Source organism: Duganella zoogloeoides (assembly GCF_034479515.1).
GTDB lineage: Bacteria > Pseudomonadota > Gammaproteobacteria > Burkholderiales > Burkholderiaceae_D > Rugamonas > Rugamonas zoogloeoides.
Genome location: NZ_CP140152.1, coordinates 4,480,037 through 4,498,482 on the forward strand (window position 1 = coordinate 4,480,037; position 18,446 = coordinate 4,498,482).

The 18,446-nt window shown below is 64.0% G+C and carries 16 protein-coding genes; 4 read left to right on the forward strand and 12 right to left on the reverse strand.

All coding sequences use genetic code 11. The annotated features are described in order from the left end of the window. Positions 1-26: 26 nt before the first annotated feature. From SR858_RS19795 to SR858_RS19805, 3 genes are all read right to left on the reverse strand, one after another. Positions 27-1,202, reverse strand: coding sequence for a patatin-like phospholipase family protein (locus SR858_RS19795; RefSeq protein WP_019921822.1), 1,176 nt, complete (start codon positions 1,200-1,202; stop codon positions 27-29). A 75-nt stretch (positions 1,203-1,277) separates the two neighbouring features. Further along, positions 1,278-3,080: a gamma-glutamyltransferase gene (ggt, locus tag SR858_RS19800; protein WP_019921821.1), complete on the reverse strand. Its 1,803-nt coding sequence runs from the start codon at positions 3,078-3,080 to the stop codon at positions 1,278-1,280. Positions 3,081-3,190: 110 nt separating this feature from the next. Continuing rightward, positions 3,191-3,949 (reverse strand): SDR family NAD(P)-dependent oxidoreductase, encoded by a 759-nt coding sequence (locus tag SR858_RS19805; protein ID WP_026637281.1) that lies wholly within the window; start codon positions 3,947-3,949, stop codon positions 3,191-3,193. Positions 3,950-4,166: 217 nt separating this feature from the next. On the opposite strand from SR858_RS19805, the gene SR858_RS19810 reads away from it, so the two are divergent. Continuing rightward, positions 4,167-6,173, forward strand: coding sequence for a TonB-dependent receptor domain-containing protein (locus SR858_RS19810; RefSeq protein ID WP_026637280.1), 2,007 nt, complete (start codon positions 4,167-4,169; stop codon positions 6,171-6,173). A gap of 75 nt (positions 6,174-6,248) precedes the next feature. On the opposite strand, the gene SR858_RS19815 is transcribed toward SR858_RS19810, so the two are convergent. The 7 genes from SR858_RS19815 to SR858_RS19845 all read right to left on the reverse strand — a co-directional run bounded on the left by SR858_RS19815 (position 6,249) and on the right by SR858_RS19845 (position 12,618). Further along, positions 6,249-6,875, reverse strand: a complete 627-nt coding sequence (locus SR858_RS19815; protein ID WP_051120305.1) for a hypothetical protein — start codon at positions 6,873-6,875, stop codon at positions 6,249-6,251. Positions 6,876-6,951: 76 nt separating this feature from the next. Further along, entirely contained in the window at positions 6,952-9,114 is a 2,163-nt protein-coding gene (locus SR858_RS19820; RefSeq protein WP_026637279.1) for a sodium-translocating pyrophosphatase, read from the reverse strand. Positions 9,115-9,226: 112 nt separating this feature from the next. After that, positions 9,227-9,883, reverse strand: coding sequence for an adenylate kinase (gene adk / locus SR858_RS19825; RefSeq protein ID WP_019921817.1), 657 nt, complete (start codon positions 9,881-9,883; stop codon positions 9,227-9,229). Positions 9,884-10,208: 325 nt separating this feature from the next. After that, a complete protein-coding gene (locus SR858_RS19830; RefSeq protein WP_019921816.1) occupies positions 10,209-10,385 on the reverse strand; it encodes a Trm112 family protein in 177 nt (58 codons plus the stop codon). Further along, the gene (gene lpxK, locus SR858_RS19835; RefSeq protein ID WP_019921815.1) at positions 10,375-11,499 is read right to left on the reverse strand and encodes a tetraacyldisaccharide 4'-kinase; all 1,125 of its coding nucleotides are present in this window, start codon (positions 11,497-11,499) and stop codon (positions 10,375-10,377) included. The genes SR858_RS19830 and lpxK overlap by 11 nt, the downstream gene beginning before the upstream one ends. A gap of 69 nt (positions 11,500-11,568) precedes the next feature. Further along, positions 11,569-12,003, reverse strand: a complete 435-nt coding sequence (locus SR858_RS19840) for an ExbD/TolR family protein (RefSeq protein WP_019921814.1) — start codon at positions 12,001-12,003, stop codon at positions 11,569-11,571. A gap of 9 nt (positions 12,004-12,012) precedes the next feature. Beyond that, complete coding sequence (locus tag SR858_RS19845) at positions 12,013-12,618, reverse strand: MotA/TolQ/ExbB proton channel family protein (protein WP_019921813.1); 606 nt, start codon at positions 12,616-12,618, stop codon at positions 12,013-12,015. Between the two features lie 906 nt (positions 12,619-13,524). Here SR858_RS19845 and xseA point away from each other — a divergent pair. Then, the gene (gene xseA / locus SR858_RS19850) at positions 13,525-14,874 is read left to right on the forward strand and encodes an exodeoxyribonuclease VII large subunit (RefSeq protein ID WP_026637278.1); all 1,350 of its coding nucleotides are present in this window, start codon (positions 13,525-13,527) and stop codon (positions 14,872-14,874) included. 34 nt (positions 14,875-14,908) lie between these two features. Here the strand turns inward: xseA and glk are convergent, their stop codons facing one another. Further along, a complete protein-coding gene (glk, locus tag SR858_RS19855; RefSeq protein ID WP_019921811.1) occupies positions 14,909-15,898 on the reverse strand; it encodes a glucokinase in 990 nt (329 codons plus the stop codon). Between the two features lie 188 nt (positions 15,899-16,086). Here glk and SR858_RS19860 point away from each other — a divergent pair, with 188 nt between their 5' ends. Then, positions 16,087-17,067: a LacI family DNA-binding transcriptional regulator gene (locus tag SR858_RS19860; RefSeq protein ID WP_019921810.1), complete on the forward strand. Its 981-nt coding sequence runs from the start codon at positions 16,087-16,089 to the stop codon at positions 17,065-17,067. Positions 17,068-17,182: 115 nt separating this feature from the next. After that, the gene (sodB, locus tag SR858_RS19865) at positions 17,183-17,758 is read left to right on the forward strand and encodes a superoxide dismutase [Fe] (RefSeq protein ID WP_019921809.1); all 576 of its coding nucleotides are present in this window, start codon (positions 17,183-17,185) and stop codon (positions 17,756-17,758) included. Positions 17,759-17,836: 78 nt separating this feature from the next. On the opposite strand, the gene SR858_RS19870 is transcribed toward sodB, so the two are convergent. Further along, a complete protein-coding gene (locus tag SR858_RS19870; RefSeq protein WP_051120304.1) occupies positions 17,837-18,283 on the reverse strand; it encodes a hypothetical protein in 447 nt (148 codons plus the stop codon). Positions 18,284-18,446 lie beyond the last annotated feature (163 nt).

Here is an 18,446-nt window from a genome sequence, read left to right on the forward strand (position 1 = left end):
AGCGGGGTCTCCCCAAGGGGGTGTGCTCAGGATTCGAAGAAGGCCAGCACGTCTTCCTTGCGCGCCTGGGTATCGCGCTGACCCAGACGGATCAAGTCGCAAGTATACGACGATTCGAACAACAAATACGAAGCAAGCGCCGCGCCGCGCGTTTCAGTGGCGCCAATTCCCGACAACATGGTGCGGATCGGCGCCGGCAGGCTGCCGATGTGGCGGCTGGCGATATCGTCGAGCCGCTCCGATGGCGCAATCACCAGCAGCTTGACCGGCTTGAGCGGGGTCTGCTCGAGCAGTTCTTCCGGCAGCAGCGACAGGGTTTTGTTCACCCGTTCGAGCCGCTCGATATCGACCGCCAGCGAATCGAGGAAGATCGAGGACATGGCATGGCCGGCGATCTGCGCCAGGCTCGGATAGCGCGCCGCGCCCCGCTCCGGCATGTTGCGCGACGCCTCGGTCAGACGGCCCGCACCGACTACCAGCACCTTGCGCGCCCCCAGGTGGATGGCCGGCGAGATCGGCGCCAGCTGGCGCATGGAGCCGTCGCCGCAGTATTCGCGGTGGCCGCCGATGAACAACGGCGTAGCAGGAAAAATGAACGGGATTGCCGACGACGCCAGCAAGTGCTCCACGCCGATCTGGTCCTGCAATGCGAGGCGCTGCATGCGCACCCACGGTGCGATGTCGGCGGCGGTCTGGTAAAAAGTAAGGTGGTTGCCGGCGGTGTAGGACGAGGCGGTGACTGCCAGCGCGTGCAGCAGCCCTTCGGACAGCACAGCATCCAGCCGGGGCAGGTCGAGCATGCGATGCAGCAGGCCGACCAGCGGAGTGTTGTCCAGCAGCGACGCCGGCGGCGCCGCCCGCCACTTGCGCAGCAGCCAGCCGAACGACAGCAGCGAGAGCCAGCGCGCGCCCGAGCGCAGCACGCCCAGCGAATCGGCGCGGTACACCTGCGCCACTTCGATGTTCTGCCACACGTCGAGCAGCTTTTGCACGCCCTCGCCGAAGTTGTCGGCACGGCAGGCCAGCGCGGTGGCGTTGATGGCCCCGGCCGACGTGCCGCAGATGATATCGAACGGGTTGCGCGCCGGCGGCCAGCCCGCTTCCCACAAGATCTCCGAGATGGCCTGTAACACTCCCACCTGGTAGGCCGCGCGCGCGCCGCCGCCGGTGAGGATCAGGCCGGTTTTCTTTTGACGTCCCATGGCCCCAGATTAGCAGGGTATTCGCGGTTTGGGAAAGCCCTTTCGGCGCGGCCGGTCGCGCGGTCAGTCGCCCCGTCAGTCACCCAGCACGATGCCTTCGCGGCGCGGATCGGCGCCGCCATACCACTGCGCCCTGCCGGCCACCACGCGGCGCTCGATGCCCTGCAGGCCGGAGTTCTGCTCGGTCTCGCGCACGTCGTGGCCGCGCGCCTTCAGTTGCGCGATCACCTCGGCGCTCACGCGGTTCTTTTCCAGCTCGGTCGGGCCGTTACGGCTGCCGAGGTTGGGCAGGCTGATGGCCTGCTGCACGTCGAGCTTCCAGTCCAGGGTACCGACCAGCACCTTGGCCACGTAATTGATGATGGTGGAGCCGCCCGGCGAGCCGGTAGCCAGCACCAGCTTGTGCGTGCCCTTGTCGAACACCAGGGTTGGCGACATGGCGCTGCGCGGGCGCTTGCCGGCCTGCACCCGGTTGGCGATCGGGCCGTTCTCGTCCTGCGAATCGAACGAGAAGTCAGTGAGCTGGTTGTTGAGCATGAAGCCATCGACCATCTGGCGCGATCCGAAAGCGTCTTCCACCGACGTCGTCATCGACAGGCCACCACCGAAGGCGTCCACCGCCACCAGGTGCGAGGTCGAGGGCTTGTCGATGGCGGTGTCGGCGCCCCACGCCACGTCCATGGTGTCAGGCGTGCCGTAGCTGGCGCGCCCCATCGACTGGCCGCCGATCAGGGCGGCGCGTTTGGCCAGGTAGCGCTTGTCGAGCAGGGCCGAGACGCCTTTGCCCGGCAACGGCACGAAGTCGGTGTCGGCCACGTAGCGGTTGCGGTCCGCGTAGGCCAGGCGCCCCGCTTCGCTGAACAGGTGGATGCCGTCGGCAGTCAGCTGGCCGTTGACCGGCTTGTACGGGCTGATGTCCTTCACTTCCAGGATGCCCAGCATCTGCGCAATCGCGATGCCGCCCGACGATGGCGGCGGCGCGCCGCACACGGTCCACGCCTTGTAGTCGCTGCAGATCGGCGCGCGTTCCTTCGCCTGGTAGCCGGCGATGTCGGCGGTGGTAAGCTTGCCCGGGTTGGTCGGATGGTTTGACACCTTGGCGACAATGTCGCGCGCGATACGCCCCTTGTAAAAGGCATCGGCGCCGCCGTCGGCGATCTCGCGCAGGGTGCGCGCCAGTTCCGGGTTTTTCAGGATGTAGCCGACCGGGCGCGGTTGGCCCGCGTCGTCAAAAAAGTAGGCGCGCGCCACCGGGTCGCGGGCCAGGTACTTGTCCCACTTGAGCAGCGCGTTCAGGCGCGGGCTGACGGCAAAGCCGTCGTCGGCCAGCTTGATGGCCGGCGCAAACAGGGTTTTCCATGGCAGGCGGCCGTGCTGCTTGTGCGCCAGTTCCAGCATGCGCAGCACGCCGGGCGAGCCGACCGAACGGCCGCCGACCACACCGGTCTCGCGCGAGACCGGTTTGCCATCCTTATCCTGGAACAGGTGCTCGTCGGCGGCGGCCGGCGCGGTTTCGCGGCCGTCGTACGACTGCACACGCTTGCCGTCGGAGTACAACAGGAACGAGCCGCCGCCGATGCCCGACGATTGCGGTTCGACCAGCGTGAGCACCAGCTGGGTGGCAATCGCCGCATCGATGGCGGCGCCGCCCTGCTTGAGGATCTGATAGCCGGCCTGGGTGGCCAGCGGATTGGCGGCAGCCACCATGAACTTCTGCGCCGACTTGCCGGCCTTTTCGGCATAGCCGGTGGCGATTTCTGGCGCCACGTCGTGATTAATGCCGGGGACTTTGGCCGGCGCCTGCAACTGGGCATAAACGGGAGCGTGCAAGGCGCCCAGCATGGCGGCGGCAAGCGCCAGGGTCTTCAAACGAATCATGGGTTCTCCGGATCGGGGCGCGCAACCTGCGGCGCGCCTGAACGGCCATCGTACACGAAATCGTTTAAATGGTTTACAGGTGAACTACTACTGAAGCTTATGCTTTTTTGTTATTTGGCGGCCATGCGGATCGCACCGTCCAAGCGTATCACCTCGCCATTGAGCATGACATTTTCAAAAATCGCCCGTGCCAGTTGCGCATACTCGTCCGGCTTGCCGAGCCGTGGCGGGAACGGCACCATGGCGCCCAGCGCATCACGCACCTCTTGCGGCATGCCCAGCATCATCGGCGTTTCGAAAATGCCGGGCGCGATGGCCATCACGCGGATACCGCTGCGCGCCAGGTCGCGCGCCATCGGCAGCGTCAGGCCGGCTACTGCCGCCTTGGACGATGCGTACGCCGCCTGCCCCATCTGGCCATCGTACGCCGCTACCGACGCGGTATTGATGATCACGCCGCGCTCGCCGTTGTCCAGCGGCGCGGTCTTGCCCATCGCTTCGGCCGCCAGGCGCGCCATGTTGAAGGTGCCCACCAGGTTGATCGCCACCACGCGCTGGAACAGCGCCAATGCATGGGCGCCTTCCTTGCCGACCGTTTTGGCGGCCGGCGCGATGCCGGCGCAGTTGACCAGGCCGCGCAGCGGTCCCAGCGCGGTCGCCGCTGCCACCACCGCCTGCGCATCCGCTTCGGAAGTGACATCGCAGCGCACGAACACGCCATCGAGTTCCGCCGCCAATGCCCGGCCGCCGTCTTCCTGCACGTCGGCCAGCACCACCTTGCCGCCGGCCCGCGCCAGCATGCGCGCGGTGGCCGCACCCAACCCTGAGGCGCCGCCGGTAATGATGAATACCTGGTCTGCAATCTGCATCATGTCTCCCGTATTTGACGTTTACGTAAACGTAACACAGTAATGCTCGCGGTGGAAAGCGAAGATAGCGCCAGCAACATGCCGAAAGAACTTTATTTTCTAATAATTCAAAGATAAAATGTGAATGATTGTCATTCTCATTGCGACGTGCGATCGCATTTTACTCACCACCCAGCAGACCGGAAGGCAGCCAGGCAACACCACTTCTGGAAAGCTCATGTCTATTCGTCCCCCTCTCCTCGCCACCGCGTTGGCCCTCGCCGTCAGCAACGCCTGGTCCGACAACCTCGCCGCCGAAGCCGAAGCCGTGCTGCCGGTGGTCGTCATCACCGCGTCCGGCGCCGCCATCGACATCAAGGATGCGCCGGCCAGCATCAGCGTGATCACCCGCGAGGAAATCGAACGCCAGCCCGTGTACGACCTCAATACGCTGCTGCGCCGCATCCCCGGCGTTACCGGCGGCACCAGCCCGGTGGGCGAGCAGTCGAAAATCAAGCTGCGCGGCCTGCCGGAAAAATACACGCTGATCCTGGTCGATGGCAAGCGCGTGGGCAGTTCATCCGACACCGCCTACCGTCCCGATCTCGGCCGCCAGGACCTGAACTGGATTGCACCCGAGATGATCGAACGGATCGAAGTGGTGCGCGGCCCGATGTCCTCGCTGTACGGTTCGGACGCCATGGGCGGCGTGATCAACATCATCACCCGCAAGGTGCCGGGCACATGGCATGGTTCGGCCACGGCCAATTACACGCGCCCGCAGGATAGCGGCCGCGGCGACGCCAACCAGCTGGGACTGAACGTGGCGGGGCCGCTGTCGGACACGCTGGGCATGCGCTTCGGGCTCAGCCAGAGCAAGCAGAACGCCGACGAGGCGGTACGCGCCAACGCCGGCGGCATCGGCGGTGAACGCAACCGCACAGCCACCGGACAACTGGCCTGGAAGCTCGGCAGCCGGCAGAGCCTGACCTTCGATGCCAGCTACGGCCGCCAGGAAGCGACGCCATCGTCCACGCTCAAGCCCAACGGTACGCCGCTGTTCAGCGCCTGGGGCGCCAGCGAACTGATCCGAAAAAGCGCCAGCATCGGTTACGAAGGCCGCTTCGTTGTGGGCACCGCCAAATTCACGCTGTACCACAACGATTTCGACAACCGCTTCGCCGGCACCACCGCCCGCGCCAAGGACACCACGCTCGACGCCACGCTGGAAAAACGGCTGGGCTGGGGCGTCGAGCAATTGCTGGTGATGGGCGCGCAATGGAAAGACCAGGAGCTGACCAACACCGACACCATCGGCACCGTCCCCACCGATTACCAGGGCAACCGGGTGCAGGGCGCCACGCTGTCGGGCACCACGTCGGCGCTGTTCGCGGAAGACCAGTTGTTCCTGCGCGAGAACCTGAGCGCGACCGTCGGCCTGCGGCTCGACCATCACAGCAAGTTCGGCAACCACTACAGCCCGCGTCTATACCTGGTGTACCACCCGGCGCCTGAATGGACCGTACGCGGCGGCATCTCGCAGGGTTTCCGCGCCCCGAGCCTGAAAGAAAACTCGCCGTCGGCCGCCACCAACTCCGGCGGCAACGGTTGCCGCAGCCTGGTGCCGCTCGGCTACATCACGGGCGGTTGCTACATGGCCGGCAATGCCGACCTCAAGCCCGAAACCAGCACCGCCGGCGAACTGGGGGTGGCATACGAACGTAACGGCTGGGACGTGGGCGTGACCTGGTTCCGCAACGACTTCAAGAACAAGATCGACTACGCGCCGCTCGGCTTTTTCCAAAACCTGTGGTGGACCCGCCTGACCAACATCCAGAAGGCGCGCACCAGCGGACTGGAGGCGACGGCCACCGTGCCGCTGACAAAGGACCTGAACTGGCGCAACAACGTCACGTACATGAAGGAAGCGAAAAACCTGACCACCGGCGCCAACCTGCTGGCCACGCCTAGGTTGTCGTGGTACTCGGCACTGGGCTGGCAGGTGACCGACGCCCTGTTCGGCGAGATTTCGGCCCAGTACACGGGACGGGAGCTCGATGCCGGACCGCTGTACCGCGCCTACACCATGGTCGATACGGTGGTGTCGTACAAGGTGACGCCGCGCTGGACCGTGCGCGGCGGCGTGGAAAACGTGCTGCGCAAGGGACCGGTCGCAGACACCGGCCGCGAAACCTATTACGTGCCTGGCCGGCGCATGTTTGCCGGCCTGACGACGCGGTTCTAGGACAGGTAGCCAGTCAGCAATGGACGAACGCGTCGTTGCGCGAACACAGCTTGCTGCCGGGGCTGACCACGGTGATCAGCACTGGATGAACGCGCCGTTGCGCGAGCACAGCTTGCCGCTGGGGCTGACCACGGTGTTGCCGGGACCGTTGTTGTAGCGCTGGCCGTTGGGGCCGTTGCAGCCGGCGGCGTCGCAACCGGCAGTGGGTACCGGCGCGCCGGGCCGGGCGCCGGGATCGGAGCGCGGTGGTGTGGACGGCATGGGCGGTGCAGGCAGTACGCGGGAGGGCGTGGCGGGCGAGGTTGGCGCAGTGAGCGCCCGCGATGGCGTGGCGGGCGTCATCGGCGTGGGCGTTACGCGTGATGGCGGCTGCGCCTGGTCGCGCGGGTCGCTTTCGGCCGGCGACACCCGTTCGATCGCCTGCGGCACCGGGCGCCGTGGCATCGGGTCGAGCGCCTTGGCGGTGCGGCACGGCTCCTCGGCCAGGTGCTTGCCGTCGTCGCTGAGCTTACATGGCGGCAGCTTGGCGTACGCCTCTTTCTCGGTATCGACTTCGGGTGCGCGCGCCTGCGGTGGCTGCTGCGTGGACTGTCGTGCCGGTTCCGCCGGCTGCTGCGCCCAGGCGCCGGCGCACAGCAGCGCGGCGGCCAGGCCGGCGGCCGCGCTGGCGCCCAGCCGTGCGGCGAAAGTTGGTTGATGCATGGTGGTCTCCTCCTGCTTGGTATCACGCCAGCCTACCTTGTTCGGGGCGGGCCTGGCGCGCGTCAGGAGGTGTGGTTCAGCGCCTCGGCTCGGCGGGAACGGCGATGATGTCAGGCGCCACCACGACAGCCGGCACCACGATCGCCGCCGGTACGGGGGCATGCGCCACCACCGGCACGCTCACCGCCAGCCAGCCCGAGGCCGGCAACAGCGGCACCAGCAGCAGCGCCACGATGTTGATGATCTTGATCAGCGGGTTGATGGCGGGACCGGCCGTGTCCTTGTACGGGTCGCCCACGGTATCGCCGGTGACGGCCGCCTTGTGCGCTTCGGAACCCTTGCCGCCGTGGTGGCCGTCCTCGATGTATTTCTTGGCGTTGTCCCAGGCGCCGCCGCCGGTGGTCATGGAAATGGCCACGAACAGGCCGGTGATGATGGTTCCCATCAGCATGCCGCCCAGCGCGGCCGCCCCCAGCAGCATGCCGACGATCACCGGCACCACCACCGGCAGCAGCGACGGGATGATCATTTCGCGGATCGCCGAGGCGGTGAGCATATCGACCGCCTTGTCGTACTCGGGCTTGGCCGTGCCTTCCATGATGCCCTTGATGTCGCGGAACTGGCGCCGCACCTCCACGACCACGGCGCCGGCCGCGCGCCCCACCGCTTCCATCGCCATGGCGCCGAACAGGTACGGGATCAGGCCGCCGATGATGAGCCCGACGATCACCATCGGGTTGGACAGGTCGAACAGCACGCTGCGTCCGGCGGACTCCAGCGCGTGGGTGTAGTCGGCAAACAGCACCAGCGATGCCAGTCCCGCCGAACCGATCGCATAACCCTTGGTAACGGCCTTGGTGGTATTGCCCACCGCGTCGAGCGGATCGGTAATGGCGCGTACCGAATCGGGCATGCCGGCCATTTCGGCGATGCCGCCGGCGTTGTCGGTGATCGGACCGTAGGCGTCAAGCGCCACCACGATGCCGGCCATCGACAACATGGCCGTGGCGGCAATCGCCACGCCGTAGAGCTGCCCCAACTGGTACGAGACCAGGATCGCCGCGCACACGGCCAGCACCGGGTAGGCAGTGGACTTCATCGACACCCCGAGGCCGGCAATGATGTTGGTGCCATGGCCGGTGGTGGACGCCTGGGCGATATGCTTGACCGGCGCGAAGTCGGTGCCGGTGTAATACTCGGTGATATACACCATCAGCCCGGTGAGCACGATACCCACGACCGTGCAGCCCAGCAGGCGCAGGCGCACCGACGGGTCGGCCCACACGTACCAGGTCACCGCGATAAAGCCCAGCAGCGACAGTCCGGCCGCCCACCACAGCCCTGTATACAGCGCCGCCATGATCTTCTTGCCGGGTTTGGCCTTCACCATCGAGCAGCCGATGATGGACGCGATGATCGATACCGCCCCCAGCAGCAGCGGATAGACCACGGCAGCCACCGGCGCGCTCACCATCAGCAGCGCCCCCAGCAGCATGGTGGCGATCAGCGTGACCACGTAGGTTTCAAACAGATCGGCCGCCATGCCGGCGCAGTCGCCGACGTTGTCACCGACGTTGTCGGCAATCACGGCCGGATTGCGCGGATCATCCTCGGGAATGCCGGCTTCGACCTTGCCCACCAGGTCGGCGCCCACGTCGGCGCCCTTGGTAAAGATGCCGCCGCCGAGGCGCGCGAAGATCGAAATCAGCGACGCCCCGAACGCCAGCCCGATCAGCGGCTCAATTAACTGGTGGGTGTTGACGGTGGCGGCGGCCAGGTCGGACGGCAGGCCGGCGGTGAGGTACATATAGAACAGCACCACGCCCAGCAGCCCCAGGCCGACGACCAGCATGCCGGTAATGGCGCCGCCGCGAAACGCCACGTCGAGCGCGGCGTTCATGCCACGGGTGGCCGCCTGCGCGGTGCGCACATTGGCGCGCACCGAGACGTTCATGCCGATGAAGCCGCAGGCGCCCGAGAGCACGGCGCCGATCAGGAAGCCGAGCGCGGTATTAAAGTCGAGGAAGATGGCAATCAGGATCAGCAGTACCACGCCGACCAGGCCGATGGTGCGGTACTGGCGCGCCAGGTAGGCGGCGGCGCCCTGCTGGATAGCCAGCGAGATTTCCTGCATGCGCGCGTTGCCGGGGTCCTGGCGCAAGATCCAGCTACGCGACCACAGGCCGTAAATGACGGCGATAACGCCGCAACCCACTGCTAACCACAAACTGGCTGCCATAGTGTCTCCCCTTTTTGTTATCGAGCGAACTGCGGAACAAACACACAAAACGTCAAAGCGGGGAAATATGAACAGCCATGAAAAAAGCGGACGCTCGGTCCGCTTTCAGGTCTTATTCAGCCAGCGCTGCAAACACGCTGTCGCGGATTTGCTCCACCGCGCCTACCCCGGTGATACGGCGATACTTCGGTGCGCCGTCGGCGCCCGACTTGGCCCAGTCGTTATAGTAGCCAAGCAGCACTTCGGTCTGGTTGTGGTACACGTCCAGGCGTTTTTTCACGGTCTCGGCCTTGTCGTCGTCGCGCTGCACCAGGTCTTCGCCGGTAACATCGTCCTTGCCGTCGACTTTAGGCGGGTTGAACTTGACGTGGTACACACGGCCCGAGCCCGGATGGCAACGGCGGCCGTCCATGCGTTCGATGATCGAGTCGTCCGGTACGTCGATTTCGAGCACGTAGTCGACATTGATGCCGGCTTCCTTCATGGCGTCCGCTTGCGGAATGGTGCGCGGGAAGCCGTCGAACAGGTAGCCGTTGGCGCAATCGTCCTGCTTCAGGCGTTCCTTGACCAGGCCGATGATCAGGTCGTCGGAGACCAGGCCGCCGGCGTCCATCACCTGCTTGGCCGCCAGGCCCAATTCCGTACCGGCCTTGATCGCGGCACGCAGCATGTCGCCGGTGGAGATCTGCGGAATATTGTATTTCTCTTTGATGAAATTAGCCTGGGTGCCCTTGCCGGCTCCGGGTGCTCCTAACAGAATCAGACGCATGAAGTTTCCTAAAAACAGATTTTTGGAGGGTGTGGTTAGTGGTGTTAGTTGTTGCATGGACACAGTATTAATACTGATTATCCGACTATCTTGGTACGAAACTTACCACAAAACTTGGCCCATCAGCCAGTTTGATACCGTTTATACCGTTTGTCACAGGCAAAAACGCGTTCCTGTGGGGATATTCGTATGAATAATGCACCAGCGTGACGCCGCAGCGCACCGCCATGGAACGTTATAACAGGCCCATGGGCCTGTTTGGTTTGATATGGATCAAGCCCCCACCTTCTCACGGCTGGCGGCACAGGCAGGCAAGTGCGGACGCTCAGTCCGTTTTGTCCTGCAGGGTACGGGCCTCGTCGGCCCACATGATGGGGATGCCGTCACGAATAGGGAACGCCAGGCGGTCGCCCTTGCAAATCATTTCCTGGGCCTTCTTATCGTACTCCAGGGGGCCTTTGCAGACCGGGCAAACCAGGATATCAAGCAATCTAGCGTCCACGACATTTCTCCACAATTTGGTCGGCCAGCGCGCCATCGATGTGCGCCGTGACCGGGACGACCCATAGTCGCGGGTCGCCTCTGAGTTCTTCAATTTGCGCACATTTTACTGCATCCTTCTCGGTGATCAAGATCACATCGGCGTGCAGCGCAGCGAAAGGCCGGTCGCGGAAGTCATGGTGGTCGGGCAGCGCCAGCTCCTGGACGTTCAAACCGGCCGCCTTGAGCATGCCGAAAAACCGCGCCGGGTTGCCGATGCCGGCAGCTGCGGCCAGGCGCTGGCCGGGCTGCGCGAGGTCGGCCAGCACCTTGCGCCGGCTGCGGTCGGCCAGTTGCTCGGCATGGCTGCCGGCCAATGTCATCCGGATCGGCGCCGGATAGTGTCCCGCCGCGCTACCCGGTAACTGCGCCCGTACGGAGGCCGCTCCCGCCTCGGGGATTGCCGCCAGCGGCGCGCAGCCGACCGAACGCACCAGTGCATCGGTGAGCACCGGCGCATTGATCACCGTGAAATCGCGCCGGCGCGACACCGGTTCGCGCAGCGGCCCGGCCGGCAGCAGCCAGCCGTTGCCGGCGCCGCGGCCATCGAACAGGATGATTTCGAGATCGCGCTGCAGCGCGTAGTGCTGCAAGCCGTCGTCCGTGAGCAGCACGTCGAGGTCGGGATACGCGGCCAGCAGCGCGCGGCCGGTGGCGGCGCGGTCGCGCCCCACCATCACCGGGCAGCCGGTGCGCTGGCGGATCAAAAGCGGCTCGTCGCCCACCTCGGCCGGGGTGGAATCGCGTCCGACTTCACGCGCCGTGTCGGCCGCGCTGCCGTGGCCGCGCGAGATCACGCCGGGCCGCATGCCGCGCGCCTGCAAAGCCTGCACCAGCCAGATCGTCAGCGGCGTCTTGCCGGTGCCGCCGATGTAGATGTTACCGACCACGACCACCGGCACCGGCAGCCGCGACGACGCCAGCCAGCCGGCGCGAAACAGCGCCGCGCGCGTGCCGCTCACCGCGCGGAACAGCAGCGACACCGGCCACAGCGCGCAAGCGAGCGGCCCGCGGCGCAACCAGTTGCGGGTGAGCGTCGCTTCCAGCGAAGATGGTTTGGGGGGATTATTCGACAATACCTGATTCCTCAATGCAGCCGGCGCCTGCGCTGCGCAGCAACGCATCGCCGCGCCGGCGGGGCACCGCTACTTGCCGCCGCCGGTCTGCGCCGCAAATGTCAGCTTTTCGAAGCCGGCCACGCGCGCCGCTTCCATCACGTTTACCACCATCTGGTGCATGGCGAACTGGTCGGCGTTGACGATCACCACCGGCTCCTTGTCCTTCAAGCCGCCCTTCTCCGCCGCGCCGCGCAACGCCTGCGCCAGGCCGGCCACGTCGCGGAACGATACCGGGTCGCCGTTGATCGTGTAGTTGCCCTTGGCGTCCACCGTCACATTGAGCTCGAACGGCTTTTCTTCGGGCTTTTGCGCCTCGGCCGTCGGCAGCGTGATCTGCAGTTCGGTGAACTTGCTGTAGGTGGTGGAGACCATCAGGAAAATCAAAATTACCAGCAGCACGTCGATGAACGGGATCAGGTTGATTTCGGGGTCTTCCCGGCCCTTGCCTTTGCGGAAATTCATGCCCGCTCCTTACTTGCGCTGGCGATGCACGACATCGACGAACTTGACGGCCTGCTGCTCCATCTCGATCACGAAGCTGTCCACCAGCGCGCGGAAGTGGCGATAAAACACCAGCGTGGGCATGGCAATCGCCAGGCCGAAGCCGGTGTTGTACAGCGCCACCGAAATACCGTGGGCCAGTTGCGCCGGATTGGCGCCCGACGGGTTTTGCGAGCCAAAAATCTCGATCATGCCCACCACCGTGCCGAACAGGCCCATCAGCGGGGCCAGCGTGGCGATGGTGCCGAGCGTGGTGAGAAAGCGGTCGAGCGTATGGGCCACGCCGCTACCCGCTTCCTCGATCGACTCCTTCATCACGTCGCGCGGCGCATCGACGTTGCGCAGCGCGGCCGACAACACCACGCCCAGCGGCGAACTTTTTTCCAGCTTGTCGAGGATATCGGGCGTGATATTACCCCCGCGATAAACCTGCACCACCTCGTCGAACAGCTTTTTCGGCAAGATTTTTGCGCGGCGCAGGGACAGCAAGCGTTCGATGATCAGCGCCGTGGCGACGATCGATGCAATCAACAACAACCAGATGGGCCAACCTGCAGCTTGGAAAATGGCGAGCAAAACGAACTCCTGTGGATGAATTGGAACGGGTTTTACCCCGAAGGCGCAATGTATCTTGTTGAGCCACAGACGGCAAGGGACACTTATGCCCACATTCTGTTGATAAGATTGTGCGCAAGCACCAGCGCAGCGAATCAAGTCTTTGATTTACAACGATATTTTTCCCATGCACGAATTTGACGCACCCTGACTGCGCCGGCGCCAATATTACACTGGTAAACTTCTGCACAATTTTTGTGGATAAAATTGTGCGCAATCTCACTGCTATGCTGCAAGAGTGTTGATTCATAAGGGTATTTTTGCCATGAGTAAAAAACTGGCAGAACCACCTTTGACGACCATCAACCCGGTTTTCCACCCCGTTCAATACGCAGATGACTGCCATCTACCGGCTGCTGACCATGCTTGTGCACTTCTGCACATATTGTGTGGATAAGATTGTGCGCAAGGCGCTCCCGCAATACGCAAGTCATTGATTCTAAATAAAAAATTTATGCTGCGCAAAAATAAGGCAGCTATTTTTCCAACGGCTGCGGTGGATAAGCGCGGAGTTCTGCACACCTTCTGTGGACAAAATTGTGTGTAATAGCCCTAAGTGGATCCTAAGTCATTGATTTGTCACAAATTACCGTTGCAGCATAAATTTTAGGCACACCATACAATAGCGCTTGGCCGCCCCGGTTATCCAATGTATGAACAGTTTATGTGGATAACTTTGTGCGTAACCATGGTCCGCCAGACTAAAGTCCTTGATCCATAAGGGTTTTTTCCAGATGCAAGTAAATCAGGCAGCCATATTTTTCGTTTAAAATCATGGACCTATCTATAATAGCTACAGCTGTTTATACAAAATGACCGCTGTGTGACCAGATTCACATAGTGTGGATAGTTTTCATGAATGAAACGATGAACTTCGACGAACCCACCGACTCCACCGCCACCGGCACGCCCGTGATCACCGTCTCCGCGCTCAACCAAGCGGTGGCGCGCCTGCTCGAACGCGCGTTTCCGCTTACCTGGATCGCGGGCGAAATCTCCAACTTCACCCGCGCCAGTTCCGGCCACTGGTACTTCACGCTCAAGGACAATGCCGCGCAAGTGCGCGCCGTGATGTTCCGGGGCCGCGCCCAGTACGCCAACTTCACCCCGCGCGAAGGCGACAAGGTCGAAGTACGGGCGCTGGTCACGCTGTACGGTGCGCGCGGCGACTACCAGATCAACGTGGAAGCGATCCGCCGCGCCGGCGTCGGTTCGCTGTTCGAAGCGTTTTTGCGCCTGAAGGAAAAGCTCGACGCCGCCGGCCTGTTCCACCCCGACCGCAAGCGTGCATTACCCATGTTCCCGCGCACGGTGGGCATCGTCACCAGCCCGCAGGCGGCCGCACTGCGCGACGTGCTGACGGCCCTGCGCCGGCGCGCGCCGCACGTCAACGTCGTGCTCTACCCCACGCCGGTGCAGGGCCAGCTGGCGGCGCAAAAGATCGCTGCCGCCATCGACACGGCCTCGCTGCGCAACGACTGCGATGTCCTGATCGTGTGCCGCGGCGGCGGCAGCATCGAGGATTTATGGTCGTTCAACGACGAGGACGTGGCGTACGCGGTGGCCAACTGCCGCATGCCGGTGATTTCCGGCGTGGGCCACGAGACCGATTTTACGATCTGCGATTTTGCCGCCGACCTGCGCGCGGCCACGCCCACGGCGGCGGCCGAACTGGCGGTTACGCCGCGCGCCGACTGGCTGGCGTCCTTGCGCACCGACGCCACCGACCTGCGCCGCGCCATGCGCCGCGCGCTCGGCGACTCGGCGCAAACGCTCGACGGCTACACGCGCCGCCTGCTCAACCCCAACGCCCAGATCCGCCAGCAGCGGTTAAAACTGCTGGCGCTATCGACCGCGATGATGCACGCCAACCGAGCGCCGCTCACGCGCGCGCGCCACCAGCTCGACCGCCTGGGCGAACGCATGGCCGCCTGCACGCCCGACACCCGTGCCGCACACGCGTCGCTGGCCACCCTGCGCCACCGCGCCGCCATCGGCATGGCGCGCACGGTGCAGCAGCGCCGCGCGGCATTGGCGGCGCTGGCGGCGCAGCTGGAGTTGTTGAATCCGCAGAGGACGCTGGAGCGGGGATATGCGATCGTTACCGACGAGGCGGGAGCAGTGGTGAGGTCGCCGGGGCAGATTGTGGCGGGCAGCACACTGGGCGTGCGTGTGGCCGAGGGCACGGCGACCGTGAACATTGCGGCGGTACGCTAGCAAACTGGATTCCCGCCTGCGCGGGAATCCAATGTCAGGCGCCCGACAACATCGCCGACATGCCGATCAGCACCGGGTATTTTTCCGTGATCACGTACGTCGGGATGTGCGCCAGGTAGTCCGAAAAGCGCCCCTTCTGCTCGAACCGCGCCCGGAACCCCGAGCGCTCGAAAAATTCGCTCATCTGCAGCACGGTGCGCCCGCCGATATAGATGCCACCCTTGGCGCCCAGGGTGAGCGCCACGTTGCCGGCCACCGTGCCCAGCATCTCGCAAAACGCCTCGAGCGTCTCTTCGCACACGGGGCACAGCCGGTGCAGGCCGCGCTCGACGATCTCCTGCGTGGTCAGCACCTGCGGCTCGATCCGCGCCCGTTCGCACAGCGCCCGGTAAGCGAGGCCCAGGCCGATGCCCGACACCAGCCGCTCGCTCGAGACGTGTTCATGGTGGCGGCGCGCATAGCGCAGGATGTCGATTTCGCGCTCGTTCATCGGCGCGAACGTGGTGTGGCCGCCTTCGCTGTCAATCGCGATCCAGCGCTCGCCCACCGGCACCAGGTACGACACGCCGAGGCCGGCGTCCGCCCCCACCAGGCCGATCACGGCGCCGTCTCTAGGCGCGCCGCCGCCCACCTGGTGCTTGTTCTCGGGCGCCAGGTGCGGCAGCGCGGAAGCCAGAGCGCGCAGGTCGTTGACCACCACCAGCGACTTCAAACTGAATTGCGAGCACACGGCTTCGATCGAAAACGACCAGTGGTGGTTGGTCATGGTGACCCAGTCGCCGTCGATCGGGTTGGCGATCGCAATGCCGGCGTAGCGCGCCTGGTAGCCGCCCGCCGCCACCGTGGCCGGCTGCGCCAAATAGGCCACCAGCGCCGCGCCCAGCGTGGGATAGGCGGCGCAGTCGGCCACCCAGACCGCGTCAATCTGCTGCGGGGCGGTTTCCACCGCAAAGCTGGCGCTGCTGCCGCCGATGTCGGCCAGCAGGCGCGGGCCGCTGGCGCCGTGTGAAAAGTTCGATTCCATGTCTCTGACCTCTGTTTATTCTTGTTGTGTATTCAGCCAAATCTTCACGCAACCTGGGCTGAACAAATCGGGCCGATTATAAGTCAGGCCCCTAAATATGGTAATCTTCGCTGAAAAGGATTTCATAATACTTCGTCAAGGACTGCACGTTGCCAGATACTTCCCCCTCCTCCGGCCCATCGACATTAATGGACGTTGCCCGCCTGGCGGGGGTCTCACCGAGTACCGTCTCGCGCATCCTCAACGGCACCGCCAAGGTCTCCGACGACAAGCGGCTGGCCGTGCTGGCTGCCATCGAGAAGGTCAGCTTCGCACCGAACCAGATGGCGCAGGGGCTCAAGAAGGGCCGCTCCCTGACCATCGGCATCGTGGTACAGGATATTTCCTCGCCGTTCTTCGACGAGACGCTGCGCGGCATCGACGATGGCCTCAAAGGCACTGGCTACGCGTCGGTGATCGTCAGCGGTCACTGGAACGCCGATGAGGAAGCGGACCGCGTGCGGCTGCTGCTGGCACGCAAGGTCGATGGCATCATCCTGCTGTCGGGCCGCATTTCCGACGAGGCCGTGCTGGGCTTCTCTGGCCAGCGGCCGATCGTCTCCACCGGCCGCGCGCTGCAAACCCGCACCGCGCTGGGCTTCAAGACCGACAACGAATATGGCGCCTGGCTGGCTGTGCGCCACCTGGTCGAACTGGGCCACCGCCGTATCGCCTTCATTTCCGGCCCCGCCAACAACCACGACGCCGACGAACGCCTGGCCGGCTACCGCCGCGCGCTTATTGAGGCGCAGATCGACATCGACCCGGCTCTGATCGTGGAAGGCAATTACCACGAAGCGAGCGGCATGATGGCGATGAACCGCCTGTTCGACACCCACCAGCAATTCACCGCCGTGTTTGCTGCCAACGACCTCACTGCCTACGGCGCGCGCCTGGCCCTGTATCGCAAAGGCATCCGCGTGCCCGACGACATCTCGCTGGTCGGCTTCGATGACCTGCCCGGCTCGTCGTACACCACGCCGCCGCTGACCACGGTGCGCCAGCCGATGTACGACATGGGCCGCATCGCCACCCAGGCGCTGCTGCGGCTGATCAATGGCGAAACCGTGCAGGGCGAGATCCCTCCCGTCGAACTGGTCGTCCGCGAAACCACGCGTAGAGTACGTTGATCCCACACGCCTTCCGGGGCCATTTTGGCAACCGGGCGGCATCCCCCGTACAATAATGACGTTTCGCCAAAAACCACCTGGTTTCTGATAAACCCCATCCCATAAAGGAAGCTCCATGGAACATACCCTGCCACCTCTGCCATATGCCATCGACGCCCTGGCGCCACACATCTCGCAAGAAACGCTGGAATACCACTACGGCAAGCACCATCAGACCTATGTGACCAACCTGAACAACCTGATCAAGGGCACCGAGTTCGAAGAACTGCCACTGGAAGAAATCGTCAAGAAATCGTCGGGCGGCGTCTTCAACAATTCGGCACAAGTGTGGAACCACACCTTCTACTGGAACAGCCTGACCCCGGGCGGTAAAGCCGTGAGCGGCGCGCTGGCCGACGCCATCAACGCCAAGTGGGGTTCGTTCGACAAGTTCAAGGAAGAATTCACCAAGTCGGCCGTGGGCAACTTCGGTTCGAGCTGGACCTGGCTGGTGAAAAAGGCTGACGGTTCGCTGGACATCGTCAACACCTCGAACGCCGCCACCCCGCTGACCACCGATGCCAAGGCACTGATCACCTGCGACCTGTGGGAACACGCTTACTACATCGACTACCGCAACGTGCGTCCTAAGTACATCGAGACCTTCTTCGCGCTGGCGAACTGGGACTTCGCAGCCGCCAACTTCAACTGACCGAAGACACTCCGGCTGCTTTAAGCTAAAAAGCCCGAACCCTGCAAAGGGTTCGGGCTTTTTTACGTCCATAAAAACTCAAGGCCGCGCGGTCGGTACCCCACCGGTGCGCCGGCCCAGTTCCTCGCCGCCTTCGATATCGCCCTTCACTTCGGTATCGCTGTCGCCGCGGCTGTCGTCGGGCTCGGACTCGATGCCGACGTGGTCGTCGGGCACGCTGCCGTCGTCATCGAGCGGCACCGGGTCGCGGAAGTCGCCATCGACCATGCGGTCGGACGACGGCATCGCTTCCACGTGGTCGAAACCAATATCGCCCGCTTCCAGCGTTTGCGAGCCGACATCGATACGCTCGCCCGTACCTTGCGCATCGGTATCGCTGTCGAGGGCCAGGTCGTGGTCATTGGCCACGTCGCTGCCGCTGTCGGAGTTGTCGCTCGGTCCCAGGCCACGGGTGCCGTGGCCGCTGCCCAGGCTGCGGTCTTTGCCTCCAAGGATGTAGTCCGGGTCCAGGGTGCTGTCTGCCATGATCTGCTCCTTCAACTGTAAAACACCATTGCACCACGGTCGGCACCCGCACTCGGTGCGGCCACGCGCACATTGCGGCACTTGGCTATCGTGCAGATAGGAATTTTTTACTTTACAAATGTACTATTCAGGGATATAGTTACATTCATCAACCACATCACTG